The 26,356-nt window shown below is 71.6% G+C and carries 18 protein-coding genes and 1 pseudogene; 7 read left to right on the top strand and 12 right to left on the bottom strand.

Features of this window, described 5'->3' with window-relative positions:
• Positions 1-77 precede the first annotated feature (77 nt).
• Positions 78-2,759: an AAA family ATPase gene (locus tag E0500_RS24050; RefSeq protein ID WP_131569457.1), complete on the top strand. Its 2,682-nt coding sequence runs from the start codon at positions 78-80 to the stop codon at positions 2,757-2,759.
• Between the two features lie 382 nt (positions 2,760-3,141).
• On the opposite strand, the pseudogene pcaD reads toward E0500_RS24050, so the two are convergent.
• The 7 genes and pseudogenes from pcaD to E0500_RS24085 all read right to left on the bottom strand — a co-directional run.
• Positions 3,142-4,260, bottom strand: a pseudogene (gene pcaD / locus E0500_RS24055) (3-oxoadipate enol-lactonase); the annotation flags it as partial.
• Entirely contained in the window at positions 4,257-5,567 is a 1,311-nt protein-coding gene (gene pcaB / locus E0500_RS24060) for a 3-carboxy-cis,cis-muconate cycloisomerase (protein WP_220141259.1), read from the bottom strand. The gene pcaB and the pseudogene pcaD, both read right to left, overlap by 4 nt.
• A gap of 68 nt (positions 5,568-5,635) precedes the next feature.
• The gene (gene pcaG / locus E0500_RS24065; RefSeq protein ID WP_131569067.1) at positions 5,636-6,241 is read right to left on the bottom strand and encodes a protocatechuate 3,4-dioxygenase subunit alpha; all 606 of its coding nucleotides are present in this window, start codon (positions 6,239-6,241) and stop codon (positions 5,636-5,638) included.
• 5 nt (positions 6,242-6,246) lie between these two features.
• Positions 6,247-7,020 (bottom strand): protocatechuate 3,4-dioxygenase subunit beta, encoded by a 774-nt coding sequence (gene pcaH / locus E0500_RS24070; protein WP_131569065.1) that lies wholly within the window; start codon positions 7,018-7,020, stop codon positions 6,247-6,249.
• Between the two features lie 220 nt (positions 7,021-7,240).
• Positions 7,241-8,443 (bottom strand): thiolase family protein, encoded by a 1,203-nt coding sequence (locus E0500_RS24075; protein WP_131569063.1) that lies wholly within the window; start codon positions 8,441-8,443, stop codon positions 7,241-7,243.
• Positions 8,440-9,099: a CoA transferase subunit B gene (locus tag E0500_RS24080; protein ID WP_131569061.1), complete on the bottom strand. Its 660-nt coding sequence runs from the start codon at positions 9,097-9,099 to the stop codon at positions 8,440-8,442. The genes E0500_RS24075 and E0500_RS24080 overlap by 4 nt, the downstream gene beginning before the upstream one ends.
• Complete coding sequence (locus E0500_RS24085; RefSeq protein ID WP_131569059.1) at positions 9,099-9,881, bottom strand: CoA transferase subunit A; 783 nt, start codon at positions 9,879-9,881, stop codon at positions 9,099-9,101. The genes E0500_RS24080 and E0500_RS24085 overlap by 1 nt, the downstream gene beginning before the upstream one ends.
• Before the next feature lie 220 nt (positions 9,882-10,101).
• Between E0500_RS24085 and E0500_RS24090 the strand changes: the two genes are divergently transcribed.
• Positions 10,102-10,566 (top strand): MarR family winged helix-turn-helix transcriptional regulator, encoded by a 465-nt coding sequence (locus tag E0500_RS24090; RefSeq protein ID WP_131569057.1) that lies wholly within the window; start codon positions 10,102-10,104, stop codon positions 10,564-10,566.
• Positions 10,567-10,624: 58 nt separating this feature from the next.
• On the opposite strand, the gene E0500_RS24095 is transcribed toward E0500_RS24090, so the two are convergent.
• A complete protein-coding gene (locus E0500_RS24095) occupies positions 10,625-11,596 on the bottom strand; it encodes a DUF3048 domain-containing protein (protein ID WP_258572915.1) in 972 nt (323 codons plus the stop codon).
• Positions 11,597-11,920: 324 nt separating this feature from the next.
• Positions 11,921-12,991 carry an ATP-dependent DNA ligase gene (locus tag E0500_RS24100; protein ID WP_131569053.1) on the bottom strand — a complete coding sequence of 357 codons (1,071 nt, stop codon included), beginning with the start codon at positions 12,989-12,991 and terminating at the stop codon, positions 11,921-11,923.
• A gap of 94 nt (positions 12,992-13,085) precedes the next feature.
• Between E0500_RS24100 and ligD the strand changes: the two genes are divergently transcribed.
• Positions 13,086-14,102: a non-homologous end-joining DNA ligase gene (ligD, locus tag E0500_RS24105; protein WP_131569051.1), complete on the top strand. Its 1,017-nt coding sequence runs from the start codon at positions 13,086-13,088 to the stop codon at positions 14,100-14,102.
• A gap of 113 nt (positions 14,103-14,215) precedes the next feature.
• Here ligD and E0500_RS24110 read toward each other — a convergent pair whose 3' ends face one another.
• Both E0500_RS24110 and E0500_RS24115 read right to left on the bottom strand, forming a co-directional pair.
• A complete protein-coding gene (locus tag E0500_RS24110) occupies positions 14,216-16,438 on the bottom strand; it encodes an OmpL47-type beta-barrel domain-containing protein (RefSeq protein WP_131569049.1) in 2,223 nt (740 codons plus the stop codon).
• A 14-nt stretch (positions 16,439-16,452) separates the two neighbouring features.
• Complete coding sequence (locus tag E0500_RS24115; protein WP_181587111.1) at positions 16,453-18,930, bottom strand: ThuA domain-containing protein; 2,478 nt, start codon at positions 18,928-18,930, stop codon at positions 16,453-16,455.
• A 189-nt stretch (positions 18,931-19,119) separates the two neighbouring features.
• Between E0500_RS24115 and E0500_RS24120 the strand changes: the two genes are divergently transcribed.
• Both E0500_RS24120 and E0500_RS24125 read left to right on the top strand, forming a co-directional pair.
• Positions 19,120-20,061: a multicopper oxidase domain-containing protein gene (locus E0500_RS24120; RefSeq protein ID WP_131569047.1), complete on the top strand. Its 942-nt coding sequence runs from the start codon at positions 19,120-19,122 to the stop codon at positions 20,059-20,061.
• A gap of 395 nt (positions 20,062-20,456) precedes the next feature.
• Positions 20,457-21,500, top strand: a complete 1,044-nt coding sequence (locus E0500_RS24125) for a LacI family DNA-binding transcriptional regulator (protein ID WP_131569045.1) — start codon at positions 20,457-20,459, stop codon at positions 21,498-21,500.
• A gap of 70 nt (positions 21,501-21,570) precedes the next feature.
• On the opposite strand, the gene E0500_RS24130 is transcribed toward E0500_RS24125, so the two are convergent.
• The gene (locus E0500_RS24130; protein WP_131569043.1) at positions 21,571-22,359 is read right to left on the bottom strand and encodes a VOC family protein; all 789 of its coding nucleotides are present in this window, start codon (positions 22,357-22,359) and stop codon (positions 21,571-21,573) included.
• Between the two features lie 286 nt (positions 22,360-22,645).
• Here E0500_RS24130 and E0500_RS24135 point away from each other — a divergent pair, with 286 nt between their 5' ends.
• Positions 22,646-22,894 carry a WhiB family transcriptional regulator gene (locus tag E0500_RS24135; RefSeq protein WP_181587112.1) on the top strand — a complete coding sequence of 83 codons (249 nt, stop codon included), beginning with the start codon at positions 22,646-22,648 and terminating at the stop codon, positions 22,892-22,894.
• 95 nt (positions 22,895-22,989) lie between these two features.
• Positions 22,990-26,337, top strand: coding sequence for a hypothetical protein (locus tag E0500_RS24140; protein ID WP_131569039.1), 3,348 nt, complete (start codon positions 22,990-22,992; stop codon positions 26,335-26,337).
• The last annotated feature ends 19 nt before the right edge of the window (positions 26,338-26,356 follow it).

Raw genomic sequence — 26,356 nt, forward strand, 5'->3', positions numbered from 1 at the left:
ACCGCCCTCCACAGGGGCTTGTGGAGGGCTACGCTCGATCCCCTTACGTCGTTTGGGCGATCTGGGGAGGTACTGGGATGACGGAGGCGCGGCCGGGTGGGGGCGCCTCGGCCTCCCTGTGGGAGCGCGACGCGGAACTCGCCGCCATCAAGGAGGCGATCGACGCCCTGCGCCAGGACCGGGCGTCCCGGGGAGGCCTCCTCGTGTTCAAGGGCGAGGCGGGCATCGGCAAGACCGCGCTCCTCGCCGAGGCACGTCGCCTGGCGGAGAAGCGAGGCTGCACCGTGTGGTCGGCGCGCGGCGGCGAGACCGTCACCTCCGTCCCCTTCAACGTCGTACGGCAGTTGATGCAGCCCGCCCTGCTGTCACTGATGCCGGACGAGGCGCGGGAGTACCTCGGCGACTGGTACGACATCGCCGGCCCCGCGCTCGGGGTAGCGGCCCCGGGTGACCGGTTGGCCGATCCGCAGGGCGTGTGCGACGGCCTGATCGCGGTCGTCAGCCGGCTCGCCCGGCGCGACTGGCCCCTGGTCCTGCTGATCGACGACGCGCACTGGGCCGACAGGGAGACCCTGCACTGGCTGGCCGCGTTCGCCGAGCGCCTCGACGAACTGTCCGTCCTCGTCGTGGTCGCCCGCCGCCCGGCCGATGTCACCGGGGAGCGCGCCGACCTCCTCGACGAGGTCGCGGCCTCGGCCCGCCTCACCGCGCCGCTGAGCGCGCTGACCCCCGAGGCGACGGCCGGGCTCACCCGCGACACGGTCGGCGAGCACGCCGACGCGCCGTTCTGCCGCGAGGTCTGGGCGGTCACCGGCGGCAACCCGTACGAGGCCGTGGAACTCCTCGCCAAGGTCCAGGACAGCCAACTGGAACCGGTCGAGCCGTCGGCCGCCGAACTGCGCGCGCTGAACCACTCGGCCCGGGGCCGCGGCCTGGTCGCCCGCCTCGAAGGGCTCGGCCTCGACGCCACCCGCTTCGCGTGGGCCGCCGCCATTCTGGGCACCGGCATCACCGTGGAGCTCGTGGCCACGCTGGCCACCCTGAGCCCCGACGAGGCCGTGCACTGTGTGCGGCTGCTCGGCGCGGCCCGCATCCTCACCGAGACGGACCCGGCGACCCGCCAGGTGGGCGACGGGGACCTGGAGTTCGTGCATCCGCTGATCGCCACCGCCGTGTACAACTCGATCCCGCCCACCATGCGCACCGCGATGCACGGCGTGGCCGCGGCGATCGTCACCGCCTCCGGGCTCGGAGCCGCCGCGGCCTCCCGCCACCTCCTGCAGGTGCAGCCGGACGGCGACCGGGAAGTGGTCGAGCAGATGCGCGCGGCGGCGCGCGAGCATCTCGTCATCGGCGCACCGGACGCCGCCCGCCGCTGTCTGGAGCGCGCCCTGCTCGAACCGCCCGAACCGGACATCCACGCGGAGGTGCTCTACGAACTGGGCTGTGCCACGCTGCTGACCTCGCCGGCCACCACCATCGAGTACCTCCAGTCGGCGCTCGCGATGCCGGGCCTCGGCGGCGACACCCGCGTGGACGCCGTGGTCCGGCTCTCGCAGGCCCTCGTCCACAACGACCAGTTGGAGGACGCCGTCCGCACGATCGACGAGGAGGCCGCCCGGCTCGGCCCCGGCCCCGCCCAGTTGCGGCTGAGGGCCGTGCACTACATGTGGGAGGGCCTCCACCCGGGTGAGGATCACTTACCGGAGTGCTCCGAGGAACTCGCGGTCCTCGCGGCCACCTGCACGGGCCGGAACAACTCGGAGCGCGCGCTGCTCATCCTCCGCGGCTTCGACCTGCTGACGCGCGGCGACAACGCCGAGGAGGTCGTCGAGTACTGCGACCGCGCCCTCGTGGGCGGTCAGCTCGCGCCCGGACTCGGCTGGACGGACACCGAGTGGGGCATCGAACCGCTGCTGATGCTGGCGACCGCGTACGCCTACGCGGACCGGCTCGACCGGGCGGAGAGCCTGTACGCGGAAGCCCTGCGCGCCTACGAGTCCGCCGGCTGGAGCGGCGGCCATCTCGCCCTGGCCCACGCCTACGTCGGCCTCGGCCATCGCCGGCGGGGCCGCCTCCGGGACGCGGAGGCATCCCTGCGCGCGTCGCTGCGCATCGCCGAGCGGGTCGGCCGTCGGCTGCCGCTGTACTGGACGGTGACCTGCAACCTCGTCGAGACGCTGCTCGCCCGCGGCCATGTCGACGAGGCGTGGAAGATCGCGGAGGGGTACGGCTTCGCGCCGCCGTACCCCTCCACCATCGTGCTGCCCGAGCCCCGCTCCATACGCGGTCGGCTGCTGCTCGCCACAGGCCGCCGGGAGGAGGGCATCAACGAACTGGAGGCCGCCGAGAAGGCCGCGGTCGCCAGCGGCCACCACAACACCGTGGTGGCGCCCTGGAGCAGCGACCTCGCCCGCGCGCTCGCGAGCGAGGACCCGCGCCGTGCGGCCGAACTCTCGGCCGCCGTCCGCCGCCAGGCCGAACGCTTCGGCACCGACACGGCCATCGGCGAGGCCCTTCGCCTCGCCGCGGCCCTGGAGACCGGCCAGCGAGCCACCTCACTGCACGCCCAGGCCGTCTCCTATCTGTCCGCATCCCCCTGCGCGTACGAACACGCCGCGGCCCGCATCGACTACGCCATCGCCCTCCGCTCCGTGACGGAACTCCATGAGGGGCTGACGTTGGCGACTTCCTGCGGGGCGGACGGGCTGGTGGCCCGGGCGCGGAGGGCGCTGGACGAAGGGTTGGGGCCGGGGTGAATCGCCCCCGCCGCCCCTACCCATTCCCGTCCCCTGGGGGCCCGCCCCCAGACCCCCGCTGTCGGCCTGAACGGCCTCGTCCTCAAACGCCGGACGGGCTGGGTGGTGCCTGGCCTCGGCTGAAAATCCCCCGGCGGAAGATCCCGGCCCCGCCCGCACACCCCAGCCCCGGCCGCACAATCCAGCCCCGCCCGCACCTTCCAGCCCCTCCGGCGTTTGAGGAGCGGGGTGCGGGGGCCGGCCCCGAAACGGGGTCCGGGGCGGAGCCCCGAAACCCGGGGGTCCAGGGGCGCCCCCTGGCGGGGGTTGAAGGGGCGGAGCCCCTGGGGATGGGACGGGTAGGGGCGGCGGGGGCGATGCGACCCAGAGGGTCAGCCCCCGTACCCTCGGCCTCCTCCGCGAGTACCCGTTGAGCCGTGGCGAACGCCGAGTTCGCCGCCGGGACACCGCAGTACACGGCTGTCTGCAGCAGCACCGCCCCGATCTCCTCGGGCGTGAGCCCGCCCCGCCGCGCCGCGCGCACATGCATCGCCAGTTCGTCGTAGTGGCCGTGTGCCACCAGCGCCGTCAGCGTGATCATGCTGCGTTCGCGGCGCGTGAGCGTGGGGTCCGTCCAGATCTCGCCCCAGGCGTAGCGGGAGATGAAGTCCTGGAAGCGGGCGGTGAACGGCGTCTGCCGGGCCTGCGCGCGGTCCACGTGCGCGTCGCCGAGGACCTGGCGGCGCACCTCCATGCCACGCTTCGCGCCGCCCGAGAAATGGGCGCGCAGCGCGGTCAGGACCGCCTGCGGGCACTGCGCGGGCGCCAGGTGAGAGGCGCCGGGGATCTCGACCAGGGCCGATCCCGGTACCGCGTCCGCGATCTCCCGCAGGTGCGCGGGCGGTGTCGCGGGGTCCTCGCGGCCGGCGACGAGCAGCGTGGGCACGGTGACGTCGGGGAGACGGTCCCGGAGGTCGAACGCGGCCAGCGCGTCACAACACGCGGCGTACGCCCCCGGGTCCGCGGCGCGGTGGTCGGCCACCAGTTCGGGCACCGTGAAACCGGCCGTGAACCAACGGGAGTTCGCCGACTCCGCGAGCCCCGCCAGCCCCTCGCGGCGCACCAGCGCGGCCCGCTCCTCCCACGGCTGGGAACCGCCGAAGTGGGCGGAGGAACAGATCACGGCGAGCGCCGACACCCGCTCCGGGTGGTGGACCGCCAGATGAAGGCCCACGGCGCCGCCCAGGGACACGCCCGCGTACGCGAACCGCTCGATGCCGAGTGCGTCGGCGAGCGCGAGCACCAGGCCCGCCAGATCGCCGACCGTTGCCCCCGGGCCGATGAGGTCCGCCGCCGAACCGCCGTGCCCCGGCAGGTCCCAGCGCACGACCCGGTGCGTGGCGGACAGTTCGGGCGCGACCTTGTCCCACAGCGCGGTGGACGTGCCGAGCGAGGGGCCCAGCAGCAGCGGGGGAGCGGTGGTGGAGCCCTCGGCGCGGTGGTTCAGCAGCTTGTCGGTCAACGTCGCTCCAGGGCACGGTCGGTGAGGGCTCCGGCGGAGCCCGTGTAACGGGTGGGGTCGGTCCAGTCCGCGAGGTCGACGTCGAGGCCCTTCAACTCCGGCTCTTCGGCGAGGAGTTCGACAAGGGATCGGTCCTCGGCCCACACGCGCTTCGCCGTCTCGGACAGCAGCTCCTTGGCGCGGGCACGGCCGAGCACCGGTGCCAGCTCGGCGGCCAGCCGCTCGGAGACGATCAGCCCGTGGGTGAGGTCGAGATGCCGTCGCATCGTGCCGGCGTGCACCCGGAGTCCCTCCGTCAGCTCCACCGCGTTCCCGGCCGCGCCCGCGACCAGCCGCAGCAGATCGCGCAACGGCTCCCACTCGGCGTGCCAGGCCCCGGCGGGCCGTTCGTCCTCCGCGACCAGCGAGCCGTACAGCGTGGCCGCGAGCTGCGGGGCACGCCGGGAGGCCGCGGCGATCAGCGTGGACCGTACGGGGTTCGCCTTGTGCGGCATGGCGGACGAACCCCCTCCGCTGCCCTCGGAGACCTCCGCGATCTCCGTGCGGGAGAGGGTGAGCACATCGACGGCCGATTTGCCCAGGGCACCCGCGGTGAAGGCGAGGGCACCGGCGAGGTCCGCGACCGGGGTGCGCAGGGTGTGCCAGGGCAACAGCGGCTCGGCCAGCCCGAGTTCGCGCGCGTACGCGGCGACCAGCGCCTCGCTGTCGGAGGCGCCGAACACGCCGAACGCCGCCAACGTGCCCGCCGCGCCGCCGAGTTGCGCGGGCAGCCCGTTCCGTACGGCCCCCAGACGGTCCCTGGCGTCCAGTACCAGCGACCGCCAGCCCGCCGCCTTCAGCCCGAACGTCGTCGGCACCGCGTGCTGGGTGAGCGTCCGCCCGGGCATCGCCGTGTCACGGTGCTCGGCGGCCAGCCGGGCCAGGGCCCGCTGTGTGCGCTCCAAATCCGCCAGCACCGGGTCGAGGGTGCGTACGGCGACCAGCATCGTCGCCGTGTCCATGATGTCCTGACTGGTGGCGCCCCGGTGGACGTACGGGCCGTACTCCGCGCCGACCGCCTTCGTGAGATCCGCGACGAGGGGCATGACCGGATTTCCGCCGGCGCGCGCACGCTCCGCGATGTCCCGGAGGTCGAGGCTCCCGGTCACGGCCGCCGTGCTCACCGCCGTCGCCGCCGCCTCCGGAGCGAGCCCGAGTGCGGCCTGGGCACGGGTCAGCGCGACCTCCGCGTCGAGCAGCGCCCGCAGATACGCGGCATCGCTCGTCGTCGAAGACGCGGGGGAGCCGGCCGACCCGGGCGCGAGCAGACCGGCGTCGGGACCGTCGTAGCCGTCGGAACCGGCTGGAGGTGACTCCCTCCCGAAGGACGAGGGAGTCACCGGAACTCCAGGAAGACCGTCTCGCCCTCGCCCTGAAGGCGGATGTCGAAGCGGTACGTGCCGTTGCCCTCGTCCACGGCGACCAGCGTGCCGCGCCGTGCCTCGTCCACCTGCCCGAGCAAAGGGTCCGCGGCGAGCGCCGCCTCGTCGCCCGGCAGGTAGAGCCGGGTGTACAGGTGCAGGAGGAGCCCGCGCGCGAAGACGCACACACTGATGTACGGCGCGTTCCGCCCGCGCGCCCCGGGCCGCAGCGTACGCGCGGTCCAGTGCCCGGACGCGTCGGTCTGGACGCGGCCCCAGCCGGTGAACTCCACGCCGTTGCGCCCCAGGAAGCCGCCGCTCGCCGGGTCGCGCAGCATCGAGCCGTCGACCCGGGGCACGTTGCCGTCCGGGTCCGCACCCCACAACTCCACCACGGCGTCCGGCAGCGGGTTGCCCTCGCCGTCGTACACGTGCCCCTGAAGGACGATCGTGTCCGGGTGGCCGAGGGGCGCGATGTCGCCGCCGCCGGTGAACGGCAGAGCGTGGCCGTAGAACGGGCCGACCGTGTGCGACGGGGTCGGGAGCACGGTCTCCGGACGGCTCGTGTCGATCTTCGTCATGGCGGTCAGCGCCCTTCTTCGATCCAGGTGGCGTTCGGCCCGTCGAGCACGATGTCCCAGTGGTAGCCCATCGAGAACTCCGGGACCGACAGGCTGTGGTCGTACGTCGCGACCAGGCGCTGCCGCGCCGCGTCGTCCGTCACCGACTGGATGATCGGGTCGTACGGGAACAACGGGTCGCTCGGGAAGTACATCTGCGTCACGAGCCGCTGGGTGAACGCCGTGCCGAAGACCGAGAAGTGGATGTGGGCCGGCCGCCAGGCGTTGAGGTGCTGGCGCCAGGGGTACGGGCCCGGCTGGATGGTGGTGAAGGTGTAGCAGCCGCTGCCGTCCGTCAGCGTGCGGCCGACTCCGGTGAAGTTCGGGTCCAGCGGGGCGTCGTGCTGCTCGCGCTGGTGGGCGTACCGGCCCGCCGAGTTCGCCTGCCAGATCTCGACCAGCTGGCCGCGGACCGGGCGCCCGTCCCGGTCAAGGAGTCGCCCGGAGACGGTGATGCGCTCGCCGATCGGCTCGCCGTTGTGCTGCCGGGTGAGGTCGTTGTCGATCTCGGTGATGTCCCGGTCGCCGAAGGCGGGGGAGGACAGCTCCACCAGCTCCGGATCCTGGGTGACGTCGATGGTGACCGGCGGCTGCTTCGGGTGGCGGAGCACCGAGGAGCGGTACGGCGCGTAGTCGCGGCGCGGCTGGTGCTCGACGGGGGCGCCGTCGGCGATCCGCTTCTCGTACGCGGCATGCTGGGCCGCGATCTCCTGGTCGATGTCGTGCTGGGTGAGAGTCATGGGGTTCCTCGGGGGAGTCTTAGGGCCCTTCTGATGGATCTCCGCGGCGTCGCGACGTCCGGCACGCACTCCCCCACTCTCGGCTTCGCTCGAGCGGGAGGACCCCCATGACGCACGCCGCGAAGGGACAGGTGGCTCCGCCACATGACCCTCCACGCCGCACGCCGATCGCACGCACCGGACGCCGCTCCTTCCTCCACAGAGATCCATCAGAAGGGCCCTAGCGTTCGAGGACGAGGGCGAGGCCCTGGCCGACGCCGATGCAGAGGGTGGCGACGCCGACACCGGAGCCCTTGCGGGCGAGCTGGTGGGCGACGGTCCCGGCGAGGCGGGCACCGGAGGCGCCGAGCGGGTGGCCGAGGGCGATGGCGCCGCCCTGGGGGTTGAGGACGGCGGGGTCGAACTCGGGCCACTCGGCCACACAGCCCAGGACCTGGGCGGCGAAGGCTTCGTTGAGTTCGAGGACGTCGAGATCGGCGAACGTCCTGCCCGCCCGGGTCAGGGCGCGGCCCACGGCCTCGACCGGCGCGAGCCCGAAGAAGTGCGGGTCGATCGCGGACACACCGGTCGCGCGGACGCGGGCCAGGGGCGCGCGGCCGGTGGCCTTCAGGCCCTCCTCGTCGGTCAGCAGCAGGGCGGCGGCGCCGTCGTTCAGGGGCGAGGCGTTGCCGGCGGTGACGGTCCCGCCCTCGGTGCGGAATGACGGCTTGAGTCCGGCCATCGCCGCCAGGGAGGCGTCCGGGCGGACGCATTCGTCGGCGCCGACAACGAGCGGGTCGCCCTTGCGCTGCGGGATGCTGACCGGGGTCAGTTCCGCGTCGAACAGTCCTTCGGCCTGGGCCTTGGCCGCCTTCTGGTGGGAGGCGAGGGCGAACTCGTCCTGCTGCTCGCGGCTGATCCCGTGCTTGTCGGCGATGAGTTCGGCGGACTCGCCGAGCGGGATGGTCCACTGCGGGTCCATCTTCGGGTTGACCATGCGCCAGCCCAGCGTGGTCGAGTACAGCTCGGTGTGCCCGGCCGGGAAGGGCCGGTCGTTCTTGGGCAGTACGTAGGGGGCGCGGGTCATCGACTCCACCCCGCCGGCGAGCGCGATGGAGGCGTCACCGCAGGCGATGGCGCGGGCCGCCTGGATCACGGCCTCCAGCCCCGAGGCGCACAGCCGGTTGACCGTCACCCCGGGCACCGACGTGGGCAGGCCCGCCAGCAGGGCGGCCATACGGGCGACGTTGCGGTTCTCCTCGCCCGCGCCGTTGGCATTGCCGAAGTACACGTCCTCGATCCGGGAGGGATCCAGCTGCGGGGAGCGGGCGAGGAGTTCCCGCACGGCGTGGGCGGCCAGGTCGTCCGGGCGCACGGTGGCGAGAGCGCCGTTGTAGCGGCCGATCGGCGTGCGGACCGCGTCGACGATGTAGACGTCCTTCATGACTGGACCCCCTCGGCGAGTTCTTCCGCGACATTCACCTTGGCGGCGGTCTTCGCGACGATCTCCTCGACCCCGACACCCGGCGCGGTCTCCACCAGCACCAGTCCGTCGCCGGTCACATCCAGCACACCGAGGTCGGTGATGACGCGGTTCACGCACGCCCTGCCGGTCAGGGGCAGCGCGCACTCCTGAAGGATCTTCGGCGAGCCGTCCTTCGCGGTGTGGGTCATCACCACGATGACGGTGCGGGCACCGTGCACCAGGTCCATCGCCCCGCCGATCCCGGTGATCATCTTCCCCGGTATCGCCCAGTTGGCCAGGTCGCCGTTCTGCGACACCTGCATGGCACCCAGGACGGCCACATCGATGTGCCCGCCCCGGATCATCGAGAACGACAACGCCGAGTCGAAGAAGGACGCGCCCGGCAGGACCGTGACGGTCTCCTTGCCCGCGTTGATCAGGTCCGGGTCGACCTGGTCCTCGGTGGGGTAGGGCCCGGTGCCCAGGATGCCGTTCTCGGATTCGAGGATCACCTCGACGTCCTCGGGCAGGTAGTTGGGGATCAGGGTGGGCAGGCCGATGCCGAGATTGACGTACTGGCCGTCCTGAAGCTCACGCGCCGCACGGGCCGCCATCTCCTCGCGTGTCCAGGCCATCAGTTGCTCACCGTCCCTTGTGCCGGAAGCGCGGAAATCGTGCGCTGTTCGATGCCCTTGTCGGTGGCCTGCTCGGGAGTGAGGGCCACCACCCGCTGCACGAAGATCCCCGGCAGGTGCACGGCGTCCGGGCCGATCTCGCCGGGCTCGACCAGCTCCTCCACCTCGGCGATCGTCACGCGGCCGGCCATGGCCGCCAGCGGGTTGAAGTTGCGGGAGGACTTGTTGAACACCAGGTTCCCGTGCCGGTCGCCCTTCGCGGCCCGCACCAGCGCGAAGTCGGTCCGGATTCCACGCTCCAGCACGTACTCGGTGCCGTCGAACTCCCGCACCTCCTTCGGGGGCGAGGCCAACGCCACCCCGCCGGAACCGTCGTAGCGCCAGGGCAGCCCGCCCTCGGCCACCTGGGTACCCACGCCCGCCGGGGTGTAGAAGGCCGGAATCCCGGCCCCGCCCGCCCGCAGCCGCTCCGCCAGCGTCCCCTGCGGGATCAGCTCCACCTCCAGCTCACCCGCCAGATACTGCCGCGCGAACTCCTTGTTCGCCCCGATGTAGGAGCCCGTCACCCGGGTGATCCGCCCGGCCGACAGCAACACCGCCAGCCCCGACTCCATCGCCCCGCAGTTGTTGGAGACCACACCCAGGCCGCCGACGCTTCGCTCGTACAACGCCTTGATCAGCACGTTCGGCACACCACTCAGCCCGAACCCGCCCACCGCGAGCGACGCGCCGTCCGGCACATCGGCCACGGCCTCCAGGGCCGTGGCGACCACCTTGTCCATCCGTGAAGCCCCATCCCGTCCGAGCACCCAGGTCAGCCATCACTGGCTATTAATCAGGGCACTGATTATTTCAGCGAGGTGTCCTTCACGCTGCCATTGGCGGAGTGAGCCGTCAAGGCCTCGGAGAAGGTCGAGGTCACGGTATGTGCCTCCTTGGAGACAGGTGAGGCGCCTCCGGGTATTGTTCAGTGCACCAACGAATACGACCTCGGGAGCGCACATGGCCGCGGTGGACCTGACCACCCACCCCGGGCACCTGGCCCGCAGGCTCCAGCAGGCGCACTACCTGCTGTGGAACACGATGGTCTCGGAGGAGATCACCTCGCCGCAGTTCGCGGTGCTCAACGCGCTCGTCGCCGAGTCGGGACTGGACCAGCGCACGGTGGGGGAGCGGGTCGGACTCGACCGGTCCACCGTCGCCGAGGTGATCAGCCGCCTGACGCGGCGCGGGCTCCTCGACAAGGTCCGCGATCCGCAGGACGGCCGCCGGTTCCTGCTGCGCCTCACGGACGACGGTGTCCGTACGCACCGCAAGCTGACCGTGCGGACGGCCCGGATGAACCAGGTCTTCCTGGCCCCGCTCTCCGCCGAGGAGCAGACCGTCTTCTTCGACCTCATCCGCCGGGTCGCGGACGCCGCCGAAGGGCTCCGCAACCCGGCGGAATCTCTCGCCACCCAAGCCTGACCGGGAAGCCCCGGCCTGGTTCAGGAAATCTTCACGCATTCGGGAAGCCTTCACGCATTCAGGAAGCCTTCGCGAACACCACCCACACCGGGCCCTTCGCGAGGTTCACCGGCCTGCCGTCGGCCGTGGTGAAGTCCGTCCCGTCGGTGGGCTTCTCCCGCTTCCAACTCACGTCGTACGCCCGTCCGTCGCGCAGCACCTGGGCCCTCCCCGATCCCACGGTCTCCGTGTACGGCGTGTTGTTGCCGAGGAAGTCCTGGAACCTGGACTGCCGCACCTTCACGTACTGCACGACCACGGTTCCGGCGGACACCCGCTTGCCGTCGGTCGTCACCGTCGGTGTGCCGTCCATGGTCACCAGCCAGCGCTTCTGACTCCCGGACCAGGTGAAAGTGAAGCGGGCCGCCGGGTAGCTGACCGTGCGCGAGTTCTCCGGAGTGCCGCCGGAGGGGGCCGCGCCGTAGTGGTACCCCGTCGTGAGGGCGTCGGCGCCCGGTGCGGATCCCAGCAGCCGCTTGGGGCGCAGATAGAGGTTGTGCGGCGCGGGCTTGCCGGAGCTGCGGTAGTACGCGCCGGCCGCGTCCCCGGGGGACTTCGGGTGCAGCGGCGCCTTGTCGATCAGTGGCAGCAGCTTGCTCTGGGCGCCCGAGAAGGCGAGCGTGGGCTTGTCGAACTGGCGTAGCAGCTCCAGGTCGGACTCCCGTGCGCTGCGCACCGGGCCGACGGCGTCCGGCAGCCTGGTCGCGTACACGGCCATCAGCCGGCTCAGACCGCCTTCCACCTGCTCCGCGTACACGACGTCCGCCGCGTCGAGCCCTGTCTGCGGACGGGCCGTCGGGGTGTTGTCGACCTTGACGGCGAGTGCGGAGCCCGTGGGAGCCGTGGTGACCCGGTCTTCCCCGCGTCCCTGTTCCTGACTCTGCCCCTTTCCCCGTCCGTCGACGTTCCCCGAGCCGTTGCCGCAGCCCGCCATGAGAGAGCTCCCCATCGCGACGGCCAGCAGCGCCGCCGTCATCCTGCCGCGCCGCATCCTTGTTCCCTGTCTCACGCCCACCATGGCCACCCCTGTCCGTTTGTCGCCGATTGTGCGCTTATATGTTCATGGATGGCCATACCCGCATGCTTTTGTCTGGGGGTGGGTCGGTAGGCCAGTTGGCCCACCGGCCCGCCCTGACGATGGAAGGGGCCACAGGGCCCGCCCTCAGGGGCGCTGGGCTGTGTCCATGAGCGGCTCCGCCGCGTGGGCGCGACAAGCCACGACACCCGCACCGGAACAGACGAGCCCGCACCGGAACAACGGCATCAGCCAGGCAGACGCTCGAACAGCACCCGCTCCGCACCCGGCAGCAAGGGCTCAGCCCCGCTCCCCGAGAATCTCCGCCAAGTCATACCGCAGCGGCTCCTCCAGCTGGCCGTACGTACAGCTCTCAGCCGTCCGGTCCGGCCGCCACCGCCGGAAGCGGGCCGTGTGCCTGAAGCGCACCCCGTTCTCCATGTGGTCGTACGCCACCTCCGCCACCCGCTCGGGCCGCAGCGGAATCCACGAGAGGTCCTTCTTCGCCGACCACCGGCTCGGCGCACCCGGCAGCCGCGCCGTCTCGTGGGCGGCCTCGTCGGACCAGGCCGCCCACGGGTGCTCGGCGGCATCGTCCATCCGCAGCGGCTCCAGCTCCTCCACCAGTTCGGCGCGCCGCTTCATGGGGAACGCGGCGGAGACCCCGACGTGCTGGAGGGTGCCCCCGTCGTCGTACAGGCCGAGCAGCAGCGAGCCGACGACCGGCCCGCTCTTGTGGAGGCGGTAGCCCGCGACCACCACGTCCGCCGTGCGCTCGTGCTTGATCTTGAACATCGCCCGCTCGTCCTGCCGGTAGACCAGCGTGAGCGGCTTGGCGATCACTCCGTCGAGGCCCGCGCCCTCGTACTGCTCGAACCAGCGCTCGGCCACCTCGATGTCCGTGGTCGCCGGGGCGACGTGGACCGGTGCCGAGGCCCCGGTGAGGGCCGCGACCAGCAGGGCGCGCCGGTCGGCGAGGGCCACGTCGAGCAGTGACTCGTCCGCGAGCGCGAGCAGGTCGAAGGCCACGAACGACGCGGGGGTCTTCTCGGCCAGCATGCGCACCCGTGACTGAGCGGGGTGGATGCGCTCGGTCAGCGCGTCGAAGTCGAGCCGCCCCTCCCGGGCGATCACGATCTCGCCGTCCAGCACGCACCGCTCGGGCACCCGCGCCTTCAGAGCCTCCACCAGCTCGGGGAAGTACCTGGTCAGCGGCTTGCCGGTGCGGCTGCCGAGTTCCACCTCGTCCCCGTCGCGGAACGCGATCGCCCGGAAGCCGTCCCACTTCGCCTCGTAGTGCATGCCCGGCGGGATCTTCGCCACGGATTTGGCGAGCATCGGCATCACGGGTGGCATGACAGGGAGGTCCATGCTCCGATTCTGCGAGCACCGACCGCTTTCCGCCCGGTGTGCGGGTGTACTGCCCGGTGTGCGAGGTGTGCGCGCTACGCCTACCGTGGCTCGCATGGGCGATGCGGTGGAGCTGGAGGCAGCGGGCCGGACGGTACGGCTGTCCAGCCCCGACAAGGTCTTCTTCCCGGAGCGCGGCTTCACCAAGCTGGACCTCGCCCGCTACTACCTCGCCGTCGGCCCGGGCATCCTGCGCGCCCTGCGGAACCGCCCGACGACCCTGGAGCGCTACCCGGAGGGTGTGACCGGCGAGTCGTTCTTCCAGAAGCGGGCGCCCAAGAACATGCCCGACTGGATCCCCACCGCCCACATCACCTTCCCCAGCGGCCGCAGCGCCGACGAGATGTGCCCCACCGAGGTCGCCGCCGTGCTGTGGGCGGCCCAGTTCGGCACCCTCACCTTCCACCCGTGGCCGGTGCGCTGCACCGACGTCGACCGCCCCGACGAGCTCCGTATCGACCTCGACCCGCAGCCCGGCACCGACTACGCCGACGCCGTCCGCGCCGCCCACGAACTCCGCGAGGTCCTCCACGAGTACGGCGACCTGAAGGGCTGGCCCAAGACGTCCGGCGGCCGTGGCCTGCACGTCTTCGTGCCGATCCAGCCCAACTGGACCTTCACCCAGGTACGCCGGGCGGCCATCGCCGTCGCCCGGGAACTGGAGCGACGGATGCCGGAGCACGTCACCACGGCCTGGTGGAAGGAGGAGCGCGGCGAGAAGATCTTCGTCGACTACAACCAGACCGCCCGCGACCGCACCATCGCCTCCGCCTACTCCGTGCGCCCCCGCCCGCACGCCCCGGTCTCGGCGCCCCTGCGCTGGGAGGAGGTCGACGACGCGCACCCCCGGGACTTCGACCTCGCGACCATGCCCGTGCGCTTCACCGAACACGGCGATGTGCACGCGGACATGGACGATCACGCCTACTCGCTGGAGGCCCTGCTGGAGCTGGCCTCCCGCGACGAACACGACCACGGGCTCGGCGACCTGCCGTACCCGCCCGAGTATCCGAAGATGCCGGGGGAACCCAAGCGGGTGCAGCCGAGCCGGGCGAAGAAGGAGAGGGACTGATCCAGAGACCTGCGCAGGCCTCTGGACCAGCCCCTCAGCCGTTGCGCGGTGGCGTACGGCCGCCGCTGACAACGGGTGGTGCGGAAGCGGAGGTCAGTACCACCGTCGCGGTACTAGAGCTCCTTGATCCGGATGTCGCGGTACGACACCACGTCCGTCGTGCCGTGCACCTGGAGACCGACGTAGCCGGAGGCGAACCGCCGGCCGTCCGTGCCCGGGTCGTCCGAACGCGGCGGGGTGAACTCCTGCCCGCCGGTGTTGTCGAACTCGTTGATCAGCACGCCGTTGCGGTACACCGAGTAGTGCTGGTCGACCACGCGGATCTCGTAGTCGTTCCAGGTGCCCTTCTGGGTGACGCCCGCACCGGCGAGGCCCACGCGGTCGAAGCCGTAGACAGAACCGGTCTTGTACATGTCGCCGTCGGGCCGGTCGAACACCTGCACCTCGTGCCCGTACTTGATGGCGACCCACTCCGGACGGGACTCCTCGGGGTGGTCGTACACCCATGGGAACCGTACGAAGACACCGGAGTTGGCGTTGCCCGTGCCGGGCGCGTCGTCACGCCACTGCAGGCGCAGCGAGAAGTCGCCGTACTTCCGCTCGGCGAACATCAGCATGCCGAGCCCGGCCTTCGTCGTCCCCGACGTGATCGAGCCGTCGGAGTTCTGCGCGAACGAACCGCCGCCCACTTGCTGCCACTTGGCGAAGGACTCCGCCGTACCGTCCAGGATCGTCCGGTAGCCGTCCGTCTGCCCGGGCTTGCCGATGCCGGACTCACGGGCCGCCTTCTGGATGGCGTTGTACTCGCGCTGGTCGATGACGCCTTCCTTGAGGAGCTTGTCCAGGACCGTCTTCACGTGCTTGAGGAACAGCGCGTTGGACGTCCACTCCTTCTCGTCCTCGATCAGCTCGTTGATGCGGCACCGGTTGTTGGTGAGCCGGTTCGGCACGCCCGAGTCGACCGTGCCGACGATGACGGTCAGCCGCTCGTCCCACTCGGCGCAGTTGGGCGCGGGGACGCCGCCGCCGGAGACCACCGTGAAGGTCACGGTGCGCGCCGGGGAGGTGTTGCCCGCCTTGTCGCTGGCCCGGTACGCGAGCGTGTGCGTGCCCGCGCGGTCCACCACGACCGGTGCGGTGTACGCGAGGTAGGGCCCGCCGTCGAGCGAGTACTCGATCGCCGCGACGCCCGAGCCGCCGTGCTCGTCGGTCGCGCTCACCGTCACCTTGGCGCTCTTGAGGTAGGCGCCGTCGGAGTTGCGATCGCCCTCGACCGTCACCCCGGTCACCGGCGGTGTCGTGTCCTCGACGGGCGGCGTGACCACCGTGAACGTGACGTTCTTCTCGGCGGACACGTTCCCCGCCTTGTCGGTGGCGCGGTACCGCACCTTGTGCGTACCGACCTCGTGCACCATCACCGGGGCCGTGTACGGCTGCCAGGCGCCCGAGTCGCCGAGCGCGTACTCGATGGTGTTGACGCCGGAGCCGGTGTCGGACGCGGACACGGTGACCGTCGCCATGGAGAGGTACTCGCCCTGCGGGTTCTGCTCACCGGTCACTGTCGCCGAGGTTTCCGGTGGTGTGGTGTCGTCGGTCGGCGGGGCGACGACGGAGAACTCGACGGACTTGTCGGCCGAGACGTTGCCCGCCTTGTCGAACGCCCGGTAGCGGACGTGGTGATCGCCGACCTGGTTGACCACGACGGGTGTGGTGTACGGCTGCCAGTCGCCCGAGTGTCCCAGCGCGTACTCCACGCGATCGACGCCCGAGCCGCCTTCCTCGTCGGTCGCGCTCACCGCCACCGTTGCCGAACCCACGTACTGGCCCTGCGCGTTCTGCGTCCCGGTCACCTTGGCCGAGGTCTCGGGCGGGGTGGTGTCCTCGCCGGTGCCCTCGGTGACGACGAGGATGCCCTGCATCTGGCCGTGGCCCGGGATCGTGCAGTAGAAGCGGTAACGGCCCGGCGTGAGGTTGACCTCGACGCTGTACTTGCCGCCCTGGGCGTCGTTCGGGTTGGCCAGGATGTTCAGCGGGACGTCGTTGTTGTACTCCGGGTCCGAGACGTCGAACGTCAGCGTGTGCGGCATGCCCGTGGTGTTGCCGGTCGCCACACTGTTCTCGAAGACGATGGTGGTCGGCCCCGCGACCGCTGTCTGGGGCACGGACATGTACTTGGTGATGTCGTTGCCGGCGGTCCAGGTCAGCGTCTGGGCGGCGGCCTTGGCGCCCTGGGCCTGGGGCCGGCCCGCCGCCGACGCCGAGGTGAGCCCGAGCACCATCAGCAGGGCCGCCAACAGCGCGGTCAGCCACCGTCCTTGACGTGTCAGATGTCTCATACGTCTCTCGCGCATCATCCCGCCTTCCTGGCCAGCTGGTTGACGGCCGGGGTCGGGCCACCGCCCGTGTACGTCACCCGCCACAGCGCCGACTTGGCGTCCGAGGTGAAGAAGCCACGGCCGTAGTCGAGGACGTACAGCGATCCGTCGGGCCCGAACTTCCAGTCCATGAGGTTCTTGATGCCGTCGTTGCCGATCGGCACGATCTTCTTCAGCGACTCCGAGTGGACGGGCAGTCCGCCGTCGCCGTGCGTCTTGGGATCGGTGACGACCGCGTTGCGCGGCTGGTCGGCGTCGTAGAAGTCACCCACGAACCACTTGCCGTCCCAGTAGGCGGGCCACTGACCGCTCTCGGTCACGGACGCGTCGTACCGGTAGACCGGCCCGTTCATCGCGGCCTGCCCGCCGCCCTTCAGCCACGGCAGCTTGTACGTGGCCTCCTCGTTCTTGTAGGAGGGGATCCCGTTCGCGTCGCGCGGGAAGTCCGGGGCGCCGCCCTGGGGTGAGTACCAGATGTTGTTGCCGGTCACCGGGGGCAGGTTGACCAGGCCGTCGTTGTTCGGGGACTCGTTCTTCGGGGCGTCGCAGTCGTACCAGCCGAGCGGCTGCGTCGGGTCGGGCAGGTTGCGGTCGCGGTAGGGCTGCTTGTTGCCCATGCAGTACGGCCAGCCCCGGTTGCTCGCCTTGGTGATGACGGCGAACGTGTCGTACTTCGCCGGGCCCCAGGTCGTGGACGGCTGGCTCGCGTCCGGGCCGACCCAGCCCGCGTACAGGATGTCGGTCGACTTGTCGACGAAGATGCGGGCGGGGTTCCGCACCCCCATCACATAGATCTCACCCCGTGTCTTGCCGCCGCCCTCAGCGGTCTCCTTGCCCGTGAAGAGGTTCCCCTCGGGGAGGGTGTACGTGCCGTCGGGCTCCGGGTGGATGCGCAGGATCTTGCCGTTGAGGTTGTTGGTGTTTCCGGCGGTGCGGCGCGCGTCCGCGAACGAGACGCCCTTGTAGTTGGGCTGGGGGTTGTTGCCGGAGTAACCGTTGGTGAAGCCGCTGGAGTTGGTGTCACCGGTCGCGATGTACAGGTTGCCCTTGGAGTCCCAGGCCATCCCGCCGCCCGCGTGGCAGCAGCTGTTGATCTGCACCGGCCACTTCAGCAGCACCTTCTCGCTGCTCAGGTCCAGCTTGTTCGTGGCGAGGTCCAGTGTGAAGCGGGAGACGTAGCGCTCGGCCATCCGCGTGTCGCGGTTGATCCGTGAGTGCGGCGTGTAGTGCAGGTACACCCAGCCGTTGTCCTCGAAGCGCGGATCGAGCTCGATGCCGAGCAGGCCCTCCTCGACCTTGGTGAGCTCGTCGCCGCCGCCCTTGTTGCCGAAGACCGTCAACGCGCCCGCCAGGGTCACCTTCTTGGTCTTCGGGTCGTAGACGTGGATCTGGCCCTTGCCCTTGCCGATGTCCGGGTTGTTCCAGTCGGTGATCACCGGCTGGGAGGAGTCGGCGCCGCCGCGGCCGATGTAGAGGACGCGTCCGTCGGGCGCGGTCACCAGGCCGTGCGGCTCGCCGATCTGGTCGTTCTGCCCCGGCTGGTTGGGCTGAGTGAGGCGTTCCGCCTTGTAGTTGGCGTTGATCGTCGCCTTGCAGTCCGCCTGGGACAGACGGCTCGTCCAGAGCAGGGCGCCGCGCAGATGCGTACGGAACTCGGTCTCGTCGTACGAGGAGACCGTGCCGCCCATGCCCGTGTAGAAGGAGCGGCCGCCGTCGTAGTCGCGGCACCAGCTCACCGGGTGGTCCGCGCCGTTCTTGCTCTCTCCCGGCTGGTACGTCGACTCGCGTACGCGTGCCACTGTGTGCACGTCGCCGGACGGGTTCTTGACCCAGTTGAGCCACTGGTCGGGCCGCTTCCACTGCACCGGCAGGTCCTTGGTCGCCGGGTGGACGCGGTCGCCCACCTCAACGGTCGCCCGCTGCACGGCGGTCGGGCTCGACGCGGCCGGACGGGCGCCGACGAGACCGGTGAACCAGTCCGAGTAGGGCTCGGCGCGGGCCGCGTCATGGATGCCGACGAAGCCGCCGCCCGCCTCCATGTAGGCCTCCAGGCCCGCCTCCTGCTCCGGATCGAGAACGTCCCCGCCACCGGTCAGGAACACGACCGCGTTGAAGCGGCTCATCCGGGTGTCGTTGGTGAACACGGAGGCATCGTCCGTGGCAACGACGTCGAATTGCTGGTCGGTCGGTCCGGTCAGGCCGATCTTCTCGATGGTCTCGATGCCCGCGTTGACGACGGGCGATTCCTCCCCGGCCGCGGCGGACCCGTAGAAGATCAGCACTCTTGCGTTCGCGCCGCCCGGTGGCGACTTGATGGACATCGTTGTCAGGGGTGGTTCGGGAGCGGGGCGCGCGCTGGCGGCCGGACCCGACAGCAGCCCGGCGGCGACGAGTGTGGCGGTCACGCCCGCCACACAGGCCCGTCTCCTCGTGCTCAACCTTCGCAAGTGCATGGGCACCTCCACGGTTACAGCAACAGCGCCATGGAAGTTAGACCCTTTTGCATGGTCCGCCAATACCTATGACCGCGATACCACGAACTTTGTCCTGAGTGTGGATAAACGCGAGTGTGGCCGGTACCGTTCGATCAGTTCATCACAGGTACGTCTCCGTAAGTTCCGCACCAGGATGGGGAGTTCCGCATGGACAGACGCGGGTTCAACCGGCGGGTGCTGCTGGGCGGCGCGGCCGTCGCGACATCGTTGTCTCTGGCCCCGGAAGCCGTGAGCGCCGAGGAACCGGTGAAGACCGCGCCGGCCGGCGGCGAGGTGAAACGCATCAAGATGTACGCCGAGAGGCTCCCCGGCGGGCAGATGGGCTACGGCCTGGAGAAGGGCAAGGCTTCGATCCCCGGCCCGCTGATCGAGCTCAACGAGGGCGACACGCTGCACATCGAGTTCGAGAACACCATGGACGTGGCGGCGAGTCTGCACGTCCACGGGCTGGACTACGAGATCACCAGCGACGGCACCAGGATGAACAAGAGCGACGTCGAGCCGGGCGGCACCCGCACCTACACCTGGCGCACGCACGCCCCCGGGCGCCGACAGGACGGCACCTGGCGTGCGGGCAGCGCGGGTTACTGGAACTACCACGACCACGTGGTGGGTACGGAACACGGAACGGGCGGTATCCGCAACGGCCTTTACGGACCGGTGATCGTCCGCAGGAAGGGCGACATCCTGCCCGACAAGACCGTCACGGTCGTCTTCAACGACATGAAGATCAACAACCAGGCGCCCCACTCCGGCCCCGACTTCGAGGCGACGGTGGGCGATCGGGTCGAGTGGGTGATGATCACCCACGGAGAGTACTACCACACGTTCCATCTGCACGGTCACCGCTGGGCGGACAACCGCACGGGTCTGCTGACCGGCCCCGAGGATCCCAGCCAGGTCATCGACAACAAGATCGTGGGCCCGGCCGACTCCTTCGGCTTCCAGGTGATCGCCGGCGAGGGCGTCGGCGCGGGCGCCTGGATGTACCACTGCCATGTCCAGAGCCACTCCGACATGGGCATGGTCGGCCTGTTCCTGGTGAAGAAGCCGGACGGCACGATTCCTGGGTACGAGCCGCACCACTAGGGCCCTTCTGATGGATCTCCGTGGAGGAAGGAGCGGCGTCCGGTGCGTGCGATCGGCGTGCGGCGTGGAGGGTCATGTGGCGGAGCCACCTGTCCCTTCGCGGCGTGCGGCATGGGGGTTCCCCCGCTCGAGCGAAGCCGAGAGTGGGGGAGTGCGTGCCGGGCGTCGCGACGCCGCGGAGATCCATCAGAAGGGCCCTAGGGCCCCAGTATGGTCCGCTGGGCCGGGCCGTCCCCACGCGGCGGAGCCGCAGATGTCATAGCGCCGCCCTCTTGAAGGGCGATCGCGGCACCCCCGCATCGGGGACTCCGGCATCAGACTCCAGAGAGCGCTCTCAAGTGACGCCCCCTCCAGGGCTATCCTGACCGGCAGCCGCTCTGGAGGAGAGTCCCGAAGTGACCGAGGTAACGTCGCGCCCCACGCTGGAGGCCGTGGCAGCGCGGGCGGGGGTGTCGCGGGCGACCGTGTCACGGGTCGTCAACGGGGGCGAGGGAGTGCGGGAACCGCTTGTCGAGCGGGTACGCAGAGCCGTCGAAGAACTCGGCTACGTGCCGAACCAGGCGGCCCGGAGCCTGGTCACCCGGCGGCACGACGCCGTCGCCGTCGTGATCGCCGAGCCCGAGACCAGGGTCTTCGCCGACCCCTTCTTCGCCCTCCAGCTGCGCGGCATCGGCAAGGAGCTGACCGCGCACGACTCCCAGCTCGTGCTGCTGCTCACCGAAGGGCGCGACGATCACGTACGCGTCGGACGGTACCTCGCCGGCGGACACGTCGACGGCGCGCTCGTCTTCTCGCTGCACCTCGACGACCCGCTGCCCGGACTGATCCACGGGGCGGGCGTACCGACCGTGTTCGGCGGGCGGCCCGGCTGGGGCGACGCCGTGCCCGACGTCGTGTACGTGGACAGCGACAACCGCGGTGGCGCGCGGGACGCCGTCCGGCATCTCGTCGGGCTCGGCCGCACCCGTATCGGACACATCACCGGTCCCCTCGACCAGACCTCCGCCGTCGACCGGCTCCAGGGGTTCCGGGACGTCATGGTGGACGCCGGTCCGCGGATGGTCGTCGAGGGCGACTTCACGCCCGCGGGCGGCGAGAGCGCCATGCGGGAGCTCCTGGACCGCTGCCCGGACCTGGACGCCGTCTTCGCCGCCAACGACCTTTCCGCCTCGGGCGCCCTGCGTGCCCTGCGGGAGCGCGGACGCAGGGTCCCCGACGACGTCGCCGTCGTCGGCTTCGACGACATGCTGCCGGTCGCCGAACAGACCGACCCTCCCCTCACGACGATTCGTCAGGACATCGAGGAGATGGGCCGGCTGATGGCACGCCTGCTGCTGGGCGGGCTGGAGCCCCGAGGAGCGGGGGCCGGGCGGGAGGCCACGAGCGCGCCCTCCAGCGTCGTCCTGCCGACCACACTGGTGCGCCGCGCCTCCGCCTGAGCCTGCGCCGCAACCGCACGGTGGTCGCCCGGACGGGCTTCACGGCGGTGAACCCGCGAGCCTTCTGGTCTCAGCTCTGCTGCGGCACGCTCCTGATCACCGCGAACCGCGCTCCGTACGGGTCGGCGAACTCGGCGATGCGGCCGACGCCCTGCAGGTCGGTCGCGGGGAGGCGGACCGTGCCGCCCAGCTCCTGCGCCCTGGCGACCGTGGCGTCCGTGTCCGGGACCTCGAAGTACGGCAGCCAGGCTGCGGCCTCCGTCCTGGCCGGGGCGTCCTCCAGCGGGACGATGCCGCCGAACATGGCGTCCATCTCGGTGCCCGCCGGGTGGACCGTGGTGTACATGCCTCCGGGGAACGCGACGGCCGAGGTCTCCCAGCCGAGCACGGCGTTGTAGAACCCGGCGGCCGCCGGAAGGTCCGGCGTGTACAGCTCCACCCAGCACAGCGAGCCCTGGTCCCGCACTACATCGAGGCCCTTGGTGGCCGCGGGCTGCCAGACACCGAAGGGCACGCCCGCCCGGTCGGCGAGGATGGCCATGCGGCCCTGGTCCAGCACGTCCATGGGCTGCGCGAGCACCCTCCCGTGCGCCTGCTCGACCGCCTTCGCCGTGGCGTCCGCGTCCGGCGTCCGGAAGTACACCGTCCAGGAAGGTGGCCCCTGCTCCGGGGTGGTCCCCATACCGCCCGCCACGGTCTTCCCGGCGAGCTGGAAGAAGCCGTAGCCGCCGGTCTCGGGCGGGCCCGGCCGGAACTGCCAGCCGAAGAGTCCGCCGTAGAAGGCCGAGGCGCCGTCGAGGTCGGGAGTGCCGAGATCGAGCCAGTTCGGGGCGCCGGTGACATAGCGCGTGGTGAGCATGTGCGCACTCCTTCGAGGGGCCCATTGCCTGCACTGCCGAGTCTCGCACCGCCCACTGACGATCGCCGCCGGGACGCTGCCGCTGCGACTGCACCCGGTGACGTTCGGTAATCAGGCGAGGAGGGGCCCGTGTGCGAGCGACCCGCGCGCCGCCGTGCGTCCGTCTGGCCCGCGGGTCCATCATCGGGTGTCCGCAGCGGCGACACGGGATCTGCCGCGCACGATGGACGGTGTCGTTGATCCTGCGTTGATCGAACGTTTTTCGCCGCGCGACACCATCTCGACCATGCACACCGACACACCCACCCCGCCGGACCTGGCCTGGCAGGAGCAGGCGCTGTGCGCACAGCTGGGGGCCGACTTCTTCTTTCCCGAGCCGGGCAGCTCGGTACGGGAGGCGAAGCTCATCTGCGGCATGTGCGAGACGCGCGCCGCCTGCCTGGAGTTCGCGCTGGCCAACGACGAGCGCTTCGGCGTCTGGGGCGGCCTCTCCGAGCGGGAACGACTGCACCTCAAGCGCACGGATCCACGCTGACGACCGTCACCGACACCCCCACTGTCACCCGCACGTCACCGTGAACTGCCGTATTTCCCGCGCACGCGCCCCGTCCCGCAGGCACAATCCAGCGCATGCCCAGCACCCCGCAGACGGTCGACGGCCTGCTGAACGTCCTCGACCCGCTCCCGCACCCGCAACGCATGCGTGAACTCGCCCGGCGCGTGAGGGACATGGAGCGGCCGCTGCGTCCCCTGCTGGAAGAACTGGACGGGCGAGGGCCCTACGAGCGTGGCATCGCAGTCGTGGCCGCGTCCGTCGCGCGGGACGCCGAGTGGATCGCCGTACGGATCGCCGACCCCGACCCGTATGTGCGTGGACACGCGCTGCGCGTCGCCGACAGCCTCCAGATCCCGGACTCCTCCTACGAGTCGGCGCTGGCCGACGCGCCCGAAGTCGTCCGCCGCGAGCTGCTGCGCGCCGTCGTCGCCGGGCGGCGCACCGCGCTCGCCGACCGGATGGCCGACCGTCTGCGGCGCGAGTGGGGCGACACCGAGGCGGCTCGCCTGCTGCCCGCCTGCTCCCCGGAGGCGGCCGCCCGGCTGCTGCCCGAGCTGTTCCACGCGGTGACCGGCTGGCGCACCCTCGCCAAACGGCACCCGGGGACACTGCTCGACGTGGCGGAACGGGAGGTGGCCGCGCTGCCCGAGGCACTGCGCGACACCTGGTGGTCCCGGTACGCGGTGGCCCTGGCCGCCGTGACACCCGCCGAACCCCTGCGCGTGCTCGACCTCCTCGAATGGCTCGGGCCCGCGGTGCTGCCGCACGAACTCCGGGACCACGTGAGCGCGTTCGCGTCCGCCGATCCGGCGCGGGTGGTGCGGCTGCTGCTGACCCCGGCCTGGTCCGGAGCGCTGGGCGCCCACTCGATGAGCGGGACCGTGCTGCGCGCGCTGGCCCGCTCCGGCGCGCCCGAACTCGTCGCGTACGGCAGGACGCTGGCACCGAACGGCGGTCTGCCGCCGCTGCTCAGGGCGATGCCCCCCGCCCGACGGCACTCCTTCTGCTCGGAGGTCCACGAAGGCCGGGGCCCCGGGAATATGGACGCGGCCCTGCTCGAAGCGCTGCCCCGCGGTGCCGCCGCCCACGAGGCCCGCGTGATGGCCGACGTGCTGCGGGAGAAGGGCGGACGATGGAACGCCCTGCTCCGCGTCGAATGCCATCTGCCCGTCGCCGAGGTCCAAGGCCGCCTCGTCGAGGCCACCCGGCGGCCGGCCGCCGAGGAACGGGCCGAGGCCTGGCAGCTGCTGATCCGCAACGCGGTCCGCTCCGGCGATCCCGCCGCCGTCGCCTCGGCCCTGGCGGAGATGGGACGGCTGCGGGGCGAACAGGACCCGGTGCGGTCGGCCGCGCTCGACGAACTGGCCCGCGCCCGGCCCGCGTTGTTCACCGAGGACGCCGAACCGCACCTCGACCGCATCGCCGTCGACGCCGTTCAGGCCCCGGACTCCTCGCCGGACACCCGGCGGCACCTCAGCCGGCTCGCCGTCTCCGTACTGCGCGAGCACGCCGCGAACGGGCGGCGCGATCTGGTCAACTGGGCGCTGCGCACCCTCGTCCGCATCTCCGGCAACACCGGCGGCACGGGCCGTGATCTCCTCGGCCGGCTCGACCAGACCCTCCGGCACGGCCAGGAACACCAGGTGTACGAGGCGCTGCGCCCCTGGATCGAGGCGGGCGCCGAGAAGGCCGACTACGGACTCGCGTTCGCGCTCGCCCGCGCCGTGGGCCGACGCGCCGCCGGCATGCCCGAACTGCAGGAACTCCTGTGGCAGGCCATCCGCTACGGCAGCGACACGACCGCGCGCGAGGCCATCGTGCTGTGGCTGGAGCCGCCCGAGACCCGGGACGAGCGGGTGGCCCGCGTCCTGTCGCTGGAGCCGTCCGCCGGTGTGCTGCCGCCCGTGCGGCGGGCCGTCGTCCGATGCCGCACCGACCTGCTCGACCCGCTGCTGGCCGTCACCCCGCCCTACGGGCGCTTCCTGACCAAGGAGGCGTGGTGGACCCTCCGCGTGGACCGGAACGTGCGGCGCTGGGTGTCCCGTCAACAGCAGGCCGTGGCACGGCAGTTGACGGCGTCCGCCGAGGACACCGGGCTCACTCCCTACCAACGGGCCGTGGCCGTCGGGCAGAGCGCGCTCGTGCCGGGCATCGGCGCCGGCCTCGTACGCCGCTGGACCGGTTCCCCCGAGGTCGTCCTCGCCGAGGCGGCCCTCGCCGCGCTCGCCGGCACCGACCGTCCCGCCGACGCGCTGCCCGAGCTGCTGGCCCACGCGGGCGACGACCGGGCACGGGTCGCGGTGTACGCGGCCGCGCAGGCATCCCGGTACGCGGCGCCGTCCCTCCTCGCCGAGCAGCTGCGCGCGTTGCTGCTCACCCCGGACGCCAAGGTCACCAGCCGCAAGGAGGCGGCACGCCTGGCCGCCGTACGGCTGCCGGTGCCCCGGGCGGCGGAACTGCTCACCGAGGCGTACGCGTGGCCCGCCACTCACGCCGACGTGCGCTCCGCCTGCGTGGCCTTCGCGGAACCCCTGCTCGCCGAGGAGACGGTGTGGGCGATGCTGGCCGACGCCGCGGGCGCCGGGCCCGTCCTGCGCGCGGCCGTGCTGCATGTCGCGCCGCTGGACCTTCCCGCACCGCACCGGGAGCGGTACGCACGCCTCGTGCGCGACGTCTGCGACACCGACGATCCGGAGACGGCGTCACTGGCCTTCGACGCGCTGGCCCGCTGGGCACCGTGGTCGCCGGACGCCCCGACGGTCCTGGCGGACGCCACCGCCGACCTGTTCGAACGCGTGTCCTGGCGTGCCGCGGCGAGCGGCCTGGTGACGGCCGCCGTGGGGTCGGCGCGAGGTGCCGAGGGACTGCGGAGAGCGCTGCGGACGCTGGCCGAGTCCGACATCGGGGCCGACGCCGAGGAACGCCGCGACCGTCCCGCCCGCCGACGCGTCGAGCACCTCGTCCGCCAACTCGCCCACTATGCCCGGCCGGCGCCGCACCCGGTCCGCCCGGCGGCCCTCGCCGCGAGCGAACTCCTCGCCGCGTACGACGACTTCGTACCGCAGGCAGCCGCCATCGCCGCGTTCCACCTGGACCTGGACACCGGCCCGGAGCATCTGCACCGCCTGGCCGCGCTCACGGAGGGCCGCCCGGCACTCGCCGACCGTACGGCCCGCGCCGTCGGCGAACGGCTGCGGGGCAGGGCCCACGAGGGCGACCCCGGGACCCTCCTGCCCGTCGCCCGTGGCCTGGCCGCCCACGGTGGTCACGCCCGGGGACTGCTCGCCGTGGCCCTCACCGGCGCTCTCGGCGCCCGCACGGGCTGGCCCGGCCCCTGGCGCGACCAGCTCAGGGCGCTGCGCCGCCACCCGGTGCCCGATGTGCGGGACGCGGCACTGGCCGAGGTGACGGCGTACGAATGAGCGGACCCGGGTGCCCGGC

Origin of the sequence: Streptomyces sp. KM273126, from assembly GCF_004337435.2 — a bacterium.
Lineage (GTDB): Bacteria > Actinomycetota > Actinomycetes > Streptomycetales > Streptomycetaceae > Streptomyces > Streptomyces acidicola.